General features: G+C 38.7%; 14 protein-coding genes and 1 pseudogene. All 15 read left to right on the top strand.

What is annotated here, in order from left to right:
* Positions 1-40: 40 nt before the first annotated feature.
* Positions 41-1,321, top strand: coding sequence for an EF-P 5-aminopentanol modification-associated protein YfmF (yfmF, locus tag TY15_RS18760; protein WP_040205046.1), 1,281 nt, complete (start codon positions 41-43; stop codon positions 1,319-1,321).
* Entirely contained in the window at positions 1,321-2,613 is a 1,293-nt protein-coding gene (yfmH, locus tag TY15_RS18755) for an EF-P 5-aminopentanol modification-associated protein YfmH (protein ID WP_040205047.1), read from the top strand. The genes yfmF and yfmH overlap by 1 nt, the downstream gene beginning before the upstream one ends.
* 69 nt (positions 2,614-2,682) lie before the next feature.
* A complete protein-coding gene (gene ymfI / locus TY15_RS18750; RefSeq protein WP_040205135.1) occupies positions 2,683-3,405 on the top strand; it encodes an elongation factor P 5-aminopentanone reductase in 723 nt (240 codons plus the stop codon).
* 78 nt (positions 3,406-3,483) lie between these two features.
* On the top strand, positions 3,484-3,741 hold the full coding sequence (locus TY15_RS18745) for a DUF3243 domain-containing protein (RefSeq protein WP_040205048.1): 258 nt from the start codon (positions 3,484-3,486) through the stop codon (positions 3,739-3,741).
* A 187-nt stretch (positions 3,742-3,928) separates the two neighbouring features.
* On the top strand, positions 3,929-4,717 hold the full coding sequence (locus TY15_RS18740; RefSeq protein WP_040205049.1) for a DUF3388 domain-containing protein: 789 nt from the start codon (positions 3,929-3,931) through the stop codon (positions 4,715-4,717).
* Between the two features lie 20 nt (positions 4,718-4,737).
* Positions 4,738-5,652: a helix-turn-helix domain-containing protein gene (locus tag TY15_RS18735; protein ID WP_040205051.1), complete on the top strand. Its 915-nt coding sequence runs from the start codon at positions 4,738-4,740 to the stop codon at positions 5,650-5,652.
* A gap of 51 nt (positions 5,653-5,703) precedes the next feature.
* Entirely contained in the window at positions 5,704-6,288 is a 585-nt protein-coding gene (gene pgsA, locus TY15_RS18730) for a CDP-diacylglycerol--glycerol-3-phosphate 3-phosphatidyltransferase (RefSeq protein WP_040205052.1), read from the top strand.
* A 32-nt stretch (positions 6,289-6,320) separates the two neighbouring features.
* The gene (locus TY15_RS18725; RefSeq protein ID WP_040205053.1) at positions 6,321-7,577 is read left to right on the top strand and encodes a competence/damage-inducible protein A; all 1,257 of its coding nucleotides are present in this window, start codon (positions 6,321-6,323) and stop codon (positions 7,575-7,577) included.
* 268 nt (positions 7,578-7,845) lie between these two features.
* The gene (recA, locus tag TY15_RS18720; RefSeq protein WP_040205055.1) at positions 7,846-8,886 is read left to right on the top strand and encodes a recombinase RecA; all 1,041 of its coding nucleotides are present in this window, start codon (positions 7,846-7,848) and stop codon (positions 8,884-8,886) included.
* A gap of 324 nt (positions 8,887-9,210) precedes the next feature.
* Positions 9,211-10,770 carry a ribonuclease Y gene (gene rny / locus TY15_RS18715; protein WP_040205057.1) on the top strand — a complete coding sequence of 520 codons (1,560 nt, stop codon included), beginning with the start codon at positions 9,211-9,213 and terminating at the stop codon, positions 10,768-10,770.
* A gap of 104 nt (positions 10,771-10,874) precedes the next feature.
* Positions 10,875-11,672, top strand: coding sequence for a TIGR00282 family metallophosphoesterase (locus TY15_RS18710; RefSeq protein ID WP_040205058.1), 798 nt, complete (start codon positions 10,875-10,877; stop codon positions 11,670-11,672).
* Positions 11,673-11,849: 177 nt separating this feature from the next.
* Complete coding sequence (gene spoVS / locus TY15_RS18705; RefSeq protein WP_003211281.1) at positions 11,850-12,110, top strand: stage V sporulation protein SpoVS; 261 nt, start codon at positions 11,850-11,852, stop codon at positions 12,108-12,110.
* 483 nt (positions 12,111-12,593) lie between these two features.
* On the top strand, positions 12,594-14,330 hold the full coding sequence (locus tag TY15_RS18700; RefSeq protein WP_040205061.1) for a 2-oxoacid:acceptor oxidoreductase subunit alpha: 1,737 nt from the start codon (positions 12,594-12,596) through the stop codon (positions 14,328-14,330).
* The gene (locus tag TY15_RS18695; protein ID WP_040205063.1) at positions 14,331-15,197 is read left to right on the top strand and encodes a 2-oxoacid:ferredoxin oxidoreductase subunit beta; all 867 of its coding nucleotides are present in this window, start codon (positions 14,331-14,333) and stop codon (positions 15,195-15,197) included.
* A gap of 295 nt (positions 15,198-15,492) precedes the next feature.
* Positions 15,493-15,770 (top strand): annotated as a pseudogene (locus tag TY15_RS18690) (tRNA (N6-isopentenyl adenosine(37)-C2)-methylthiotransferase MiaB); the annotation flags it as partial.

Here is a 15,770-nt window from a genome sequence, read left to right as displayed (position 1 = left end):
CTTAATGTAGAACTATTTACCAGAAAAGGAGGATAAACAAATGGATTCAACTGCTGAAAAAATAACAGATATGCAGGGATATAAACTTCATGTCATCGAGACAGAAAAATACAAAACCAATACATTTGTTTGGAGAATGAAAGCACCATTGAGCAATGAGGATGTAACGAAAAGGGCACTTCTTCCACATGTATTGCAAAGTAGTTCTGGTAACTACGCAACCACTACAGCCTTACGTTCTTATTTAGATGAGCTCTATGGGGCCACCCTTTTTGTGGACTTAGCTAAAAAAGGTGAATACCACATTGTCAGCTTCTCTTTGGAAATTGCCAATGAAAAATTTCTAAGTGACCCGAACCCATTATTGAAAAAAGGGTTTGAATTACTTGCTGAAATAGTAACCAATCCCAACGTTTCAGGAAATGCATTTGATAAGGAAACAATTGAAAAAGAAAAACGGACACTAAAATCGCGAATTCAATCTGTCTTTGATGATAAAATGCGCTACTCTAACGTTCGCCTAATAGAGGAAATGTGTAAAGGTGAGCCTTACGCCCTACAGGTAAATGGTGAAGCAGACGAGGTTGATGCCATTACTCCAGAAATTTTATATGAATATTTCAAAAAGGCCTTTTTAGAAGATGAGATGGATTTATATGTCATTGGTGATGTGAAGGCCGATGAGGTAAGGGAAATTGCCGAAGAATTGCTTCGATTTGAAAATCGTGCACCGATGAAGGTAAATACCGAGAAGCGTAGCAATCGAACTGAGGTTAGTGAGGTTAAAGAAGAGCAGGATGTCAAGCAAGGGAAATTAAATATTGGTTATCGTACAAATATTGTATATGGTGATCCAGACTATTTTGCTCTTCAAGTTTTTAATGGGATTTTTGGGGGCTTCTCACATTCTAAGTTATTTATTAATGTTCGAGAAAAAGCGAGCCTTGCCTATTATGCGGCAAGTCGTTTAGAAAGTCATAAAGGCTTGATGATGGTTATGTCAGGGATTGATTTGAAGAATTATGACCAGGCTGTAGGGATTATCCATGAGCAAATGGAGGCAATGAAAAAAGGAGACTTCACCGACCAGGAATTAGAACAAACAAAGGCAGTCATTCAAAATCAAATCATGGAAACGGTTGATACGGCCCGAGGTTTAACAGAAATTCTGTATCATAATGTGGTGGCAGAGGCAAATATTAGCTTGGATACTTGGCTGTCTGAAATGCTTAAAGTAACGAAAGAGGAAATAGTTGAGGTAGCGAAAAAAATAGAGTTGGATACGATTTATTTCTTAACCGGATCGGAGGCGGGCAAATAATGGAGAAAATTACGTTTGACCAGCTTCAAGAAGAATTATTTCATGAAAAAATGACCAATGGTTTAAATGTCTATATATTACCAAAGAAAGGTTTTAATAAAACCTATGCCACATTTACAACTAAGTATGGCTCGGTGGATAATACCTTTGTTCCGTTAGGTAAAAATGAATATGTTAAAGTTCCAGATGGGATTGCTCACTTTTTAGAGCATAAGCTCTTTGAAAAAGAAGACGGTGACGTGTTCCAGCAATTTAGCCGCCAAGGCGCCTCGGCTAATGCGTTTACCTCTTTTACACGGACTGCCTATTTATTTTCAAGTACCTCTGATGTAGAAAAGAATTTAGAAACACTGATTGATTTTGTTCAAGCTCCTTATTTTTCTGAAAAAACGGTTGAAAAGGAAAAAGGAATCATTGGTCAGGAGATTACGATGTATGATGATAATCCGGATTGGCGCTTGTATTTTGGATTAATCCAAAACCTCTATCAAAATCATCCGGTTAAAATTGATATTGCAGGGACGATTGATTCCATCGCAGCGATTACCAAAGATTGGCTTTATGAATGTTACAATACCTTCTACCATCCGAGCAATATGCTCTTATTTATCGTCGGTCCGGTAGACCCTGAAAAAATTATGAACCAAGTAAGAGAGAATCAATCCAAAAAAGATTATAAGGCAATGCCTGAAATTAAGCGCAAATTTGAGGATGAACCAACAAAAGCTGCAGAGAAAAAGCAGGTTCTCGAAATGAATGTACAAACGTCTAAATCCCTTGTTGGAATCAAGGCGCTGCATGTTGATCAAACCGGTGATGAGTTATTAAAAAATGAATTAACAATGAATGTCCTGCTTGATTTACTGTTTGGAAAAAGCTCTGAAAATTATAATCAGCTCTATGGAGAGGGCTTGATTGACGAAACCTTCTCCTATGACTATACACAGGAACAAGGCTTTGGTTTTGCGATGGTTGGTGGAGATACAGGGGAACCTGATCAACTAGCAGACCGGCTTGAAAAAATGCTTCTTAATGCAAAGAAGGCTGGCGAATTTAATGAACAACAATTAGAAAGAGCGAAAAAGAAAAAAATAGGCTCCTTTTTACGAGCTGTGAATTCTCCAGAATATATTGCCAATCAATTCACACGGTATGCATTTAATGATATGAACTTATTTGATGTTGTGCCAACACTTGAAAAAATAACACTCAAGGATGTTCAAGCATTAGCAGTAGAGGTTATTTCTGAGGAACGTTTTTCTGTCTGCCAAGTTGTGCCAAAGAAAAAATAAATGGAGAAGCGTCGATCCTTCGACGCTTTTTCTCCTTTTCATAAGTTTGCTATAGAGAGAGTGATTGAAGTGAAAAAATATGCACTCATTACGGGAGCAAGTGGTGGAATTGGTCAAGCGGTTGCGCATCAATTGGCTGCGAAAGGATATTCATTGTATTTACATTTTAATAAAAATGAACAAGCAGTCTTGGAGTTAATGAACGAGCTGGCGCCATTTGGGGGGGAGTATATACCCATGCAGGCTGATTTTGAGAAAGCGACGGGATATATGACAATCGTGCCACAAATATTTTCTTTGGATGCGATTATCCATTGCGGTGGAAACAGCCAATATGGGCTCTTTATGGATTTGCAGCAGGAGGAAGCAGCATCCTTACTGAATGTCCATGTATTAAACCCGTTAATGTTAACAAAAGAATTACTTCCCAAAATGATTACAAAACGTTCAGGAAATATTATCGTTATCACCTCGATTTGGGGCCAAACAGGTGCAACCCTTGAGGTGGCCTATTCGGCAGCAAAGGGTGCCCAAATTGCCTTTGTCAAGGCACTAAGTAAAGAGGTTGCCTTAAATGGGATTCGTGTTAATGCAATTGCTCCTGGCGCCATCAAGACACCCATGATGGAAGGTTTTACCCCTGAAGAGATTGAGGAAATTTCAGAGGATATTCCAATGGGACGGATGGGAAAACCGGAGGAAATTGCCGCAAGTGTAGCATTCTTACTCTCAGGAGATTCTTCTTATATTACAGGGCAAGTCCTCTCGGTTAACGGTGGATGGTATACATGAAATTAACTATTTATTCATGTATACTTCAGGTCTCTTCTTCGTAAAATAAGCTTGTACTATTTTAAAGGAGGGAAAATAATGTCTGTTTTAGATAATTGGAAACAGTGGGAAGACTTTTTAGCCGATCGTCTCCATCACGCACAAAATGAAGGGATGAGTGAAGGGGCAATTACTAATCTTGCTTTTCAAATTGGCGATTATTTAGCAAATCAAGTAGAGCCTAAAAATGAACAAGAAAGAATTCTTTCAGATCTTTGGTCTGTAGCTGACAAACAAGAGCAAGAAGCGATTGCGAATATAATGGTGAAATTAATTTCTAATAACGGAAGTCGTTAAAGAGAGGGACCCAATTAAATGGGTCTTCTCTCTTTTTTTATTTGAAGAGAACTTGATAGGAAAGATTTTGGATAAATCAGCGATTCTCTTTGTTTTTCCTTTCATCTTCAATCAAAATCATTTATTATAAGGGATAGATGTGGATTTGTGAAAAAATTGTCGAAACTTCACTTAAGGGGTTTTTTTCATGAAAAAAGAATGGTACTTAGAATATGAGATTCAAAAAAACCGTCCTGGACTTTTGGGCGACATTTCATCTTTATTAGGAATGCTCTCTATTAATATTGTTACCATTAATGGAGTGGATGAAGGAAGACGGGGCTTGTTGATTTTAGCGAAAGATGATGACCAAATAAAACGGCTTGAGTCAATTTTACATACAATGGACACAATAAAGTTAATTAAACTAAGAGAGCCTAAATTGCGTGACAGACTTGCAGTTAGACATGGTCGCTATATTCAAAGAGACGCTGATGATAAAAAAACATTTCGTTTTGTAAGGAATGAGCTTGGATTATTAGTTGATTTTATGGCAGAATTGTTTAAGCAGGAAGGACATAAACTAATTGGTATTCGCGGGATGCCTCGAGTTGGTAAAACGGAATCACTAGTTGCGGCAAGTGTATGTGCGAATAAACGCTGGCTATTTGTCTCATCGACTCTTTTAAAACAAACGATTCGCAATCAACTAATTGAGGATGAGTACAATGCGAATAATTTATTTATTTTGGATGGCATTGTTTCTACTAGACGTGCAAATGAACGTCACTGGCAGCTAGTAAGGGAAATCATGCGCCTGCCATCAGTTAAAGTTGTAGAGCATCCTGATATCTTCGTTCAAAACTCAGAGTACACGCTCGACGATTTTGATTACATTATTGAACTTAGAAATGATGCGGAAGAAGAAATTACATATGAGGTCGTTGATCAACATAATATGTTCTCCGGATCGGATTTTGGAGATTTTGATTTTTAATAAATTGGAAGGTGTTACAGGTGACGGAATTAGGGAATCAACTAAAAGAAGCCCGATTAGCAAAAGAATTAAGTTTAGATGATGTTCAAACGATGACAAAAATTCAAAAGAGGTATTTAATAGGGATTGAAGAGGGGGATTATTCTAGCATGCCCGGGAACTTTTATGTTCGGGCCTTTATCAAGCAATATGCAGAAGCACTTGACCTTAATCCCGATGAGATCTTTGAGACCTATAAAAGCGAAATCCCTGCCTCTTACAATGAGGATTTACCGCAGCAGTTATCGCGTGTGAAAACTCATAAAACGATCACAGAGGGGAATTCTAAAATATTTGATATTCTTCCTAAAGTTTTAATTGTTGTGTTTATTATTGGTGTTGCTGGTCTGTTATATTACTTTTTAGCGCACCATTTAGACGGTGATGCAACCGAATCGGTAAATAAAGATAGTGAACAGGTTAATTTCGAGAAATCTGATAACTTAAAGAACGTGAAAGCAGATGAAAAGAAAACAGAAACGGATAAAAAGAATGACAGCGATAAAGTGATCGAGGATACAAAGAAGGATGAAGAGAAGACTCCACCTGCGGATGAAGTGCCAAAGCAGGAGTTAACTGCTATTCAGAGTAGTGGAAATAGTTCCACCTATGATTTAAAAAATGCCGATAAATTCGTGGTGAAGTTAGTTTCTAAAGGACAAACCTGGGTTAGTATTAAGAATGGCAAAGGGAAAACCTTTTTTACAGGAACATTAAAAGTAGGTGCAACAGAGAGCCAAACACAGGATTTATCTGCAGAAAGCACGGCTGTTATTAGGGTTGGTAATGCGGCGGATACAGAAATATATGTAAACGATCAAAAGCTTGAGTATGCCATTCCAGCAACAGCGAATGTTCAGAACATCACGATTCAATATGTTCTGAAGACTGAATAGTCATCTGTTGATGACTATTTTTCACTTTTAATCACGATACGGAGGATAATTATGAATATTCCAAATAGAATAACGGTATCAAGGATATTATTAATTCCTATATTCTTGATTATTATGTTAGCACCTTTTGATTGGGGAACAATGTACCTTCTGGGGGCGGATCTCCCCGTTACACATTTTGTCGGTGCACTAATCTTTATTCTAGCATCAACAACAGATTGGATTGATGGTTATTATGCGCGTAAACATAACCTGGTTACGAATATGGGGAAATTTCTTGATCCACTTGCAGACAAATTACTTGTCTCAGCTGCGCTAATTGTCTTAGTTGAACTAAATGATGTCTATTCACCGTCATGGATTGTCATTGTGATTATTAGCAGGGAATTTGCTGTGACTGGACTTCGTCTTTTACTAGCAGGTGAAGGTGAAGTAGTTGCTGCCAATATGCTTGGCAAAATTAAGACCTGGGCACAAATTGTCGCAATATCATCGATATTACTACATAATTTTATTTTTGCATTGATACCTTTCCGCTTTGATATTGTGTCATTATGGGTAGCCTTAATCTTTACCATTTGGTCCGGATGGGATTATTTTGCAAAAAACAACCATGTTCTGATAAACTCAAAATAGCTGTAACCGCGTTTTGAAAAGGGGAGAATGGAATGGTAAACGCCGAGATTATTGCCGTAGGTTCAGAGTTATTGCTTGGTCAAATCGTGAATACAAATGCCCGCTTTTTATCGCAGCAATTAGCTGATATTGGCATTAATGTTTTTTATCATACTGTTGTTGGCGACAATCCTGATCGATTAAAGACAGCAATTGAAGTGGCGGAAAAGCGTGCAACCATGATTATTTTTACTGGTGGGCTTGGTCCAACAAAGGATGATTTGACGAAGGAAACGATTGCCAAGCACCTTGGGAAAAAACTCGTAATGGACGAGGTAGCCCTTCAGTCTATTGAGGATTACTTTAAGCGAACAAACCGGGTCATGACTGAAAATAATCGTAAGCAGGCCCTAGTGCTAGAAAGATCTCATATTCTCCCAAATGGTCATGGAATGGCACCAGGCATGGTTGCTGAAGACAACAATCATATCTATATGCTTTTACCGGGACCTCCTAAGGAAATGGAACCGATGTTTCTCCAATATGGGCGTCAGGCACTCACCTCAAAAAATGATGCCCAAGAAAAAATTGTCTCCCGCGTGCTAAGGTTTTTTGGAATTGGGGAAGCGGCATTAGAAACAGAAATCATTGATTTAATTGATAGTCAAAGCAACCCAACGATTGCCCCGCTTGCTGGTGATGGAGAGGTAACATTAAGACTGACAGCAAAGCATGTGGATGAAAAAATCGCACATTCCATGTTAGATTCAGTGGAAAATTTGATTAGGCTGCGTGTTGGAAAGTATCTCTATGGGTACGATGACACGTCTTTATTAGCTGAGCTGAGCAGGACGTTGAAGGACGGACAGTTAACGATAACTGCAGCAGAAAGCTTGACCGGGGGACTGTTTCAACAGCATTTGACGTCCATTGCCGGGGCGAGTTCAGTATTTAAAGGTGGTATTGTCTGCTACTCAAATGAAGTAAAACAGCAGGTTGCACAAGTGAAACAAGAAACACTTGAAAAATATGGCGCTGTAAGTGAACAATGTGCGACTGAATTAGCGGAAAATACGGCTAGAATCTTTGCAACAGATATTGGTATTAGTTTTACCGGAGTTGCTGGACCTGATGAAGTGGAAGGCAAGCCAGTTGGAACGGTGTATATCGGTATTGCTGTAAAGGGGAGACCAACGATGGTCGAAAAGATCAGCCTTGCTGGAACGAGGGAAGCAAACCGAAATCGAGCAGTAAAATATGGTTGTTATCTGTTATTACGATATTTAAAAGAGTCACAGAATACTAAATAGTGTTCTGTGATTTTTTTAATTTTCTACTTTTATTTATTTATGCCAATATTCAATAATGTGCATATCCGATAATAAATGGTCACTAATAGACAAAAAATGGGTTAATATGTCTCATAACCCATTATATTTTGTTGCAAATATATCCGAATAAATGTTCGTGTTTTTGCTCGACAAATGGACAAAAACAGGTTATATTAGTTATAGGTTTTATTTTCATAGATTTCAGTAAAGATGATACTACTTTTCATATATAAAGGAGGAACTATTTGTGAGTGACCGTAAGGCCGCCTTAGAAATGGCGTTAAAACAAATAGAAAAACAATTTGGTAAAGGTTCCGTCATGAAGATGGGAGAAAAATTAGAAACAAGAATTTCTACCGTTCCGAGTGGGTCATTAGCACTCGATGCAGCACTTGGAGTTGGAGGTTATCCAAGAGGTCGGATCATCGAAATTTATGGTCCTGAAAGTTCAGGTAAAACAACCGTTGCTCTGCATGCCATTGCAGAAGTTCAAGCAAAAGGTGGACAAGCAGCGTTTATTGACGCCGAGCATGCCTTAGATCCTACCTATGCACAAAAGCTAGGTGTTAACATTGATGAATTATTATTATCACAGCCTGATACAGGTGAACAAGCACTTGAGATTGCTGAAGCCCTCGTACGAAGTGGTGCGATTGATATTCTTGTAGTTGACTCTGTTGCTGCATTAGTTCCAAAAGCGGAAATTGAAGGTGAAATGGGAGATTCTCATGTGGGACTACAAGCTCGCTTGATGTCCCAAGCCCTTCGTAAACTATCTGGTGCCATCAACAAATCCAAGACGATCGCTATCTTTATTAACCAAATTCGTGAAAAAATTGGAATTATGTTTGGAAACCCTGAGACAACTCCTGGTGGACGTGCATTAAAATTCTATTCCACTGTCCGTATTGAAGTACGTCGTGCTGAGGCATTAAAGCAAGGCAATGACGTTGTCGGAAACAAAACCAAAATTAAAGTGGTTAAGAACAAAGTTGCACCTCCATTCCGTACAGCGGAGGTCGACATTATGTATGGAGAAGGTATTTCTAAAGAGGGTGAGATCATAGATCTTGGCTCTGAATTGGATATTGTTCAAAAGAGTGGCTCATGGTACTCCTACAATGATGAAAGATTGGGGCAGGGCCGTGAAAATGCAAAACTATTTTTGAAGGAAAACTCTACTATTCGATTAGACATTCAGCAAAAAATTCGTGAACACTATGGTTTAGACGGTGATAAAGTGGTAACGGAAGAAGCGGAAGAGGAACAGTTTGACTTGTTGGATTAATTAAATGGAGCAAAGCCCGACAACGGGTTTTGCTCTTTTTGATATGATAGTATAAAAATACAATATTGTTTATTTGTATGCGAAACAATTGATTGTAAATTAGTGGATATGAGTTATTGTTTTCTTAATATTAAAAAAAGCTTATGGGAGTAAGCCTTGACAATAAATATTCACACCTTTACAATTAACATGTATATTTTACATTTTTGGAAATATTACAATGCGAAAAGCCTTAGTGCTTAGCTGTATGTTGAGTCTAAACAATGTACATGCCGACACTTAAAAAAATGTTACAAAAGTTCATAGCAAGAGGAGGTGTAACGATTGGATATAATTACTATCATCTCCATTTTGCTTGGCCTTATCGTCGGTGCCGTTGTTGGCTATTTTGTTCATAAATCCATTGCTGATGCAAAAGTAGCTGGAGCAAAGAATGCTGCTGAGCAGATTCTTGAGGACGCGAAACGTGATGCTGATTCATTGAAAAAAGAAGCTTTGCTGGAAGCAAAGGATGAAATTCACAAGCTTCGAACTGAAGCTGAACGTGAGGTTCGTGAACGAAGAAATGAAATGCAAAAACAAGAAAACCGTTTACTGCAAAGAGAAGAGAATTTAGATCGAAAAGAGGAAACGTTAAACAAGCGTGAAAATCTTTTAGAAAAGAAGGATGATTCTCTAAACCAAAGACAACAGCATATTGAAGAGATGGAAAGCAAAGTGGACGAGTTGGTACGAAAACAACAAACTGAACTCGAACGAATTTCGAGCTTAACGCGCGAGGAAGCGAAAACAATTATTATTGACAGGATGGAACAAGAACTAACCCATGATACTGCCATAATGATCAAGGAAAGTGAAAATCGTGCGAAAGAGGAAGCGGATAAAAAAGCGAAGGAAATACTTTCGCTAGCGATCCAGCGTTGCGCTGCTGACCATGTTGCTGAAACAACCGTTTCTGTAGTGAATCTACCAAATGACGAAATGAAAGGTCGAATTATCGGCCGTGAAGGACGAAACATCCGTACACTTGAAACCTTAACCGGTATTGATTTGATTATTGATGATACTCCTGAAGCTGTCATTCTATCAGGGTTTGATCCTATTCGTAGGGAAACGGCGCGCTTAGCACTTGAGAAGCTAGTCCAAGATGGTCGGATCCATCCAGCACGGATTGAAGAAATGGTGGAAAAATCTCGTCGTGAAGTGGATGAGTATATCCGTGAAGTTGGTGAACAAACCACCTTTGAAGTGGGAGTTCATGGACTACATCCAGATCTTATCAAAATTCTTGGCCGCTTGAAATTCCGTACTAGCTACGGTCAAAACGTCTTGAAGCATTCGATGGAAGTAGCACAACTTTCAGGTTTACTTGCTGCTGAATTAGGTCAAGATGAAACATTGGCACGTCGTGCAGGTTTGCTTCATGATATTGGGAAAGCAATTGACCATGAAGTGGAAGGAAGCCATGTGGAAATTGGGGTAGAACTTGCAACGAAATACAAGGAACACCCAGTTGTAATCAATAGTATTGCATCCCACCACGGTGATACAGAGCCAACATCAACTATTGCTGTTCTTGTTGCCGCTGCTGATGCCTTGTCAGCTGCCAGACCAGGTGCACGTAGCGAAACACTTGAAAACTACATTCGTCGTCTTGAAAAGCTTGAGGAAATTTCAGAATCCTATGAAGGGGTTGAGAAATCCTTTGCTATTCAAGCTGGTCGTGAAGTTCGTATTATTGTAAGACCAGATGCTGTTGATGATCTTGCTGCACACCGATTAGCTCGCGATATTCGCAAGCGAATTGAAGAGGAGCTAGATTATCCAGGACATATTAAAGTGACAGTGATCCGTGAAACAAGGGCTGTCGAATACGCAAAATAAAGCGGTGCGAATGCACCGCTTTATTTTTTCGATTTACGTCCACCTTTTGTATTAAGTACAACCAAATGATACAGGGACAATTTTTATAGATGGAAGGGAATTACATGAATATACTATTTATTGGTGATGTTGTTGGCTCACCAGGGCGAGATATGGTGAAAGAATATCTACCAAAATTAAAAGAAAAATATCGACCACATTTTACCATAATCAATGGTGAAAATGCGGCTGGAGGGAAAGGAATTACAGAGAAAATTTATCGGGAGTTTTTAGGTCATGGTGCACAGGCAATAACACTTGGAAATCATGCATGGGACAATCGAGAGATATTTGAGTTTATCGGTTCAGCTAAAAATATGGTCAGACCAGCCAATTTCCCAGAAGGAACACCAGGGCAAGGACTGGCCTTTTTTAAAGTGAATGAGTTAGAGGTTGCTGTCATTAATCTTCAGGGAAGAACATTTATGGCACCATTAGATTGTCCATTTAAGAAAGCAGATGAATTAGTTGAACTCGCCCGCAAACGTACCCCATTTATTTTTGTGGATTTTCATGCAGAAGTGACTAGTGAAAAACAGGCAATGGGGTGGTACTTAGATGGAAGGGTATCAGCTGTTGTGGGTACCCATACACATGTTCAGACAGCCGATAGCCGTGTTTTACCGGAGGGAACTGGCTATTTGTCAGATGTAGGCATGACAGGTCCGTATGATGGCATACTGGGCGTAGAAAGGGATGCTGTGCTTAAAAGGTTTCTAACCAACCTTCCAGTTAGATTCGAGGTACCAACGGGGGGTAGAAGACAGCTAAGTGCAGTTAGTATTGAATTAGATCGTAAAACAGGGTTTACCAAAAAAGTGATTCCCATTTTAATAAATGAAGACCATCCCTTCTACAGTTAGCTGTTCCATTTCATTGTTCTAGCATCATTGATGTAATCTGTGAATTACTTGACTTTTTTTGTCCAAGCCGGAATATGTCTTTTCCCATTTGAATATAGTAGCAGTGGAATGTTATAACCTGATTTGTTCATGAAACTGCTCATGCGGGATCGGGATTTTTCTAAGGGGGAGCTAGGAATGGAAATATTAAAGGTTTCAGCAAAATCTAATCCTAATTCTGTAGCTGGTGCACTTGCTGGAGTTCTGCGTGAAAGAGGTGCAGCAGAAATACAGGCCATTGGTGCAGGTGCATTGAATCAAGCCGTAAAGGCAGTAGCGATTGCTCGAGGATTTGTGGCACCTAGCGGAGTTGATTTGATCTGTATCCCTGCATTTACTGATATTTTAATTGACGGGGAAGAACGCACAGCTATAAAATTGATCGTCGAGCCAAGGTGAAAGAGATAGACTATTTACAAAGTGTTTTATTTACCCTGCTTGTGATTGCAAGCGGGTTTTTCTCTGTTAAGCTCTCGATCAGGAAATGGTCAATTTGGGTAGTTGAATATTATAAAAATATTATTCTGATATATAACAATAAATAAAATAAGAGAACAGATATATGTTAAGGAAAAAGGACTAAAAGTGTGTCGAAATCTGGGTTTATGCCTTTAAACTAAACTACTTTTTAAATGTAAATTAAGCACGAATTTCAAATAATAAAAAAATATTCATATTTTAGACAATATTTCGAGCCAAAGGGTTGCAATTTTTAGTTCATAGGTCTAGAATTGTAAGCGTTTAGTACATATCCTATATTCAGATTTTAACCTTTGTAAAGCCTTTTTTTCGGAGGATTTTTAAAGGTGATCTTGGATACGTACTATGCAAATAAATGATTCTATCTACATATTTTTTACATATCCAAAGGGGTGTAAGGAAATGATCAATCAACTTTCGTGGAAAGTTGGCGGACAACAAGGGGAAGGTATTGAAAGTACTGGGGAAATCTTTGCTATCGCACTGAATCGCCTAGGATATTACTTGTATGGTTATCGTCACTTTTCATCACGTATTAAAGGCGGACATACAAATAATAAAATCAGAGTGAGCACAACAGAAGTACGCTCTATTTCTGATGACCTTGATATCCTTGTGGCTTTTGACCAAGAAACCATCGATGTAAATTACAAGGAGCTTCATCGCGGGGGCGTAATTCTAGCTGACGCAAAATTTGCTCCAAAGAAACCGGAAGATACTGAAGCATCATTGTATGCGGTTCCATTCACAGAAATTGCAACCGAGTTAGGGACCTCCTTAATGAAAAATATGGTTGCAATCGGTGCAACATCTGCAGTCTTAGATTTGGATATTCATGTTTTCGAGGAAGTAGTTCGTGAGATCTTTGGTAAAAAAGGCGACAAGGTAGTTGCTAAGAATATGGATGCCATTAAAGCAGGCTTCGATTATATGAAAGATAAAATGGATGCGGACGTACCAACAATGGTACTAGAAAAAGCTGATGGCAAACGCCGGATGTTTATGATTGGTAATGACGCGATTGCTTTAGGAGCACTTGCAGCTGGATGTCGTTTCATGGCAGCTTACCCAATTACACCTGCTTCCGATATTATGGAATACTTAATTAAAAAATTACCAGCACTTGGTGGAACGGTTATCCAAACAGAGGATGAAATTGCAGCATGTACAATGACAATTGGGGCAAGCTACGGTGGCGTTCGTGCAATTACAGCTTCTTCAGGTCCAGGATTATCATTGAAAATGGAAGCGATTGGACTAGCTGGCATTACGGAAACACCTCTAGTTATTGTTGATACCCAACGTGGAGGTCCATCAACTGGACTACCAACAAAGCAAGAGCAATCTGACTTAATGGCAATGATCTATGGAACACATGGTGAAATTCCTAAGATTGTTTTAGCTCCAAGTACTGTTCAGGAAGCATTCTACGATACGGCAGAAGCATTCAACCTTGCAGAAGAATATCAATGTCCGGTAATCGTACTATCTGATCTTCAATTATCTCTTGGGAAACAAACCGTAGAACCACTGGATGTTTCGAAAGTGGAAATTAGACGCGGTAAGCTTGTAACGGAAGAACTTCCGGAAATTGAAAATAAAGGGTATTTCAAACGTTATGAAGTTACAGAAGACGGTATCTCACCACGTACAATTCCAGGAATGAAAAATGGTATTCACCATGTAACTGGGGTAGAGCATGCTGAAACTGGAAAGCCTTCTGAATCATCAGCGAATCGAATTGCTCAAATGGATAAACGTTTCCGTAAAGTAGAAAATATTCGATTTAACACGCCAGTATATAAAAATGCACCACATGAAGATCCAGATTTATTAATTGTCGGATTTAACTCTACGCGCGGCGCCATTGAAGAAGCAATGGTTCGTTTAGAAAATGACGGTATGAAAGTAAATCATGCCCAAATTCGTCTAATTCATCCATTCCCAACAGATGAAGTTTTACCTCTTGTTCGTTCTGCGAAAAAAGTAATTGTTGTGGAAAACAATGCAACCGGACAATTAGCGAATATCATGAAAATGAATGTTGGTTTTGCTGAGAAAATCACCAAATATGTTAAATATGATGGAAACCCATTCCTACCACACGAAGTTCATTCAAAATGTAAGGAGTTGTTCTAAATGGCCACTTTTAAAGATTTTCGAAATGATGTTAAACCGAACTGGTGCCCTGGCTGTGGCGACTTCTCCGTACAAGCGGCAATGCAACGTGCGGCAGCAAATGTTGGTTTGCAACCAGAAAATTTAGCAGTAATTTCAGGAATTGGCTGTTCTGGTCGGATCTCTGGTTACATTAATTCTTATGGATTCCATGGAATTCATGGTCGTTCTCTACCAATAGCTCAAGGGGTTAAAATGGCCAATCGTGATTTAACAGTTATCGCCTCTGGTGGTGACGGAGATGGCTATGCAATTGGGATGGGACACACGGTTCATGCTATTCGTCGTAATGTCGACATTACTTATATCGTTATGGATAACCAAATCTATGGCTTAACAAAGGGGCAAACTTCTCCACGTTCAGCTGTAGGCTTTAAAACAAAATCTACGCCAATGGGATCAATCGAACAATCGATTTCACCAATGGAATTGGCCTTAACTGTTGGAGCAACATTTGTGGCGCAAAGTTTCTCAACTGATCTAAAAGACTTAACTGCCTTAATTGAGGCAGGCATTAAGCATAAAGGTTTTTCATTAATCAATGTATTTAGTCCATGTGTAACCTATAATAAAGTCAACACATATGACTGGTTTAAGGAAAATCTTACGAAGCTTAATAATGTGGAAGATTATGATCCTTCAAATCGTGAAATGGCGATGCAGACTTTAATGAAGCACAACGGTTTAGTGACAGGGCTTATTTATCAAAATACAGAACGTCCATCTTATCAGGAATTACTAACAGGATATTCTGAAGAACCACTAGTAGATGCTGAATTAAATCTTGATCAAGCACACTTTGATAAACTTGTTGCTGAGTTTATGTAATCTATGATAATAAACCCGCGGAATATACTTCCGCGGGTTTTTATATTATCTTTCTTTCATTCTCAAGCTAAGTATTGCTTGAGAATTATTTTTTGGGCTATTTTGAAATGAAGATATAGGTCTTTAAACAGGCGTCCTTACTGGGATTTCTATTGTTTTCATTCCCGTAAACCTTTATACTATAATAATGTGCAGATCATGCTCATGTCTTAAATTCTATTTATAGGTAAAAATTAACATTAGGAAATCTATTAGAGCCTGAGATGATTTTTTTAAGAAAGGGGATTATCAACGAATGAATGAAAAACAAAGATTAGAAGCCCAGCAAGTAGAAACTGCTAATTCTTCGGACAAAAAATCCGCCAAGGATTACAGTAAATACTTTGAACAAGTCATTACGGCTCCTTCTCTAAAAGATGCGAAAAAGCGGGGGAAAGAAGAAGTAAAGTATCACAATGACTTTGCTATACCTGAGGAATTTCGTGGAATGGGTGAGGGACGTAAATTTTACATCCGTACGTATGGCTGTCAAATGAATGAACATGATACGGAAGTAATGGCGGGAATCTTTTT

This window comes from Neobacillus jeddahensis, assembly GCF_000612625.1.
Classification (GTDB): domain Bacteria; phylum Bacillota; class Bacilli; order Bacillales; family Cytobacillaceae; genus Neobacillus; species Neobacillus jeddahensis.
The sequence above is the reverse complement of the archived record's forward strand: the minus strand, read 5'-3'. Positions and strand labels throughout refer to the sequence as shown.

Bases quoted from the DNA above. Each gene is read 5' to 3' on its own strand.
- yfmF (WP_040205046.1), top strand. From the start codon at position 41: ATGGATTCAACTGCTGAAAAAATAACAGATATGCAGGGATATAAACTT.
- yfmH (WP_040205047.1), top strand. From the start codon at position 1,321: ATGGAGAAAATTACGTTTGACCAGCTTCAAGAAGAATTATTTCATGAA.
- TY15_RS18745 (WP_040205048.1), top strand. From the start codon at position 3,484: ATGTCTGTTTTAGATAATTGGAAACAGTGGGAAGACTTTTTAGCCGAT.
- TY15_RS18740 (WP_040205049.1), top strand. From the start codon at position 3,929: ATGAAAAAAGAATGGTACTTAGAATATGAGATTCAAAAAAACCGTCCT.
- pgsA (WP_040205052.1), top strand. From the start codon at position 5,704: ATGAATATTCCAAATAGAATAACGGTATCAAGGATATTATTAATTCCT.
- TY15_RS18725 (WP_040205053.1), top strand. From the start codon at position 6,321: ATGGTAAACGCCGAGATTATTGCCGTAGGTTCAGAGTTATTGCTTGGT.
- TY15_RS18710 (WP_040205058.1), top strand. From the start codon at position 10,875: ATGAATATACTATTTATTGGTGATGTTGTTGGCTCACCAGGGCGAGAT.
- spoVS (WP_003211281.1), top strand. From the start codon at position 11,850: ATGGAAATATTAAAGGTTTCAGCAAAATCTAATCCTAATTCTGTAGCT.
- TY15_RS18700 (WP_040205061.1), top strand. From the start codon at position 12,594: ATGATCAATCAACTTTCGTGGAAAGTTGGCGGACAACAAGGGGAAGGT.
- TY15_RS18695 (WP_040205063.1), top strand. From the start codon at position 14,331: ATGGCCACTTTTAAAGATTTTCGAAATGATGTTAAACCGAACTGGTGC.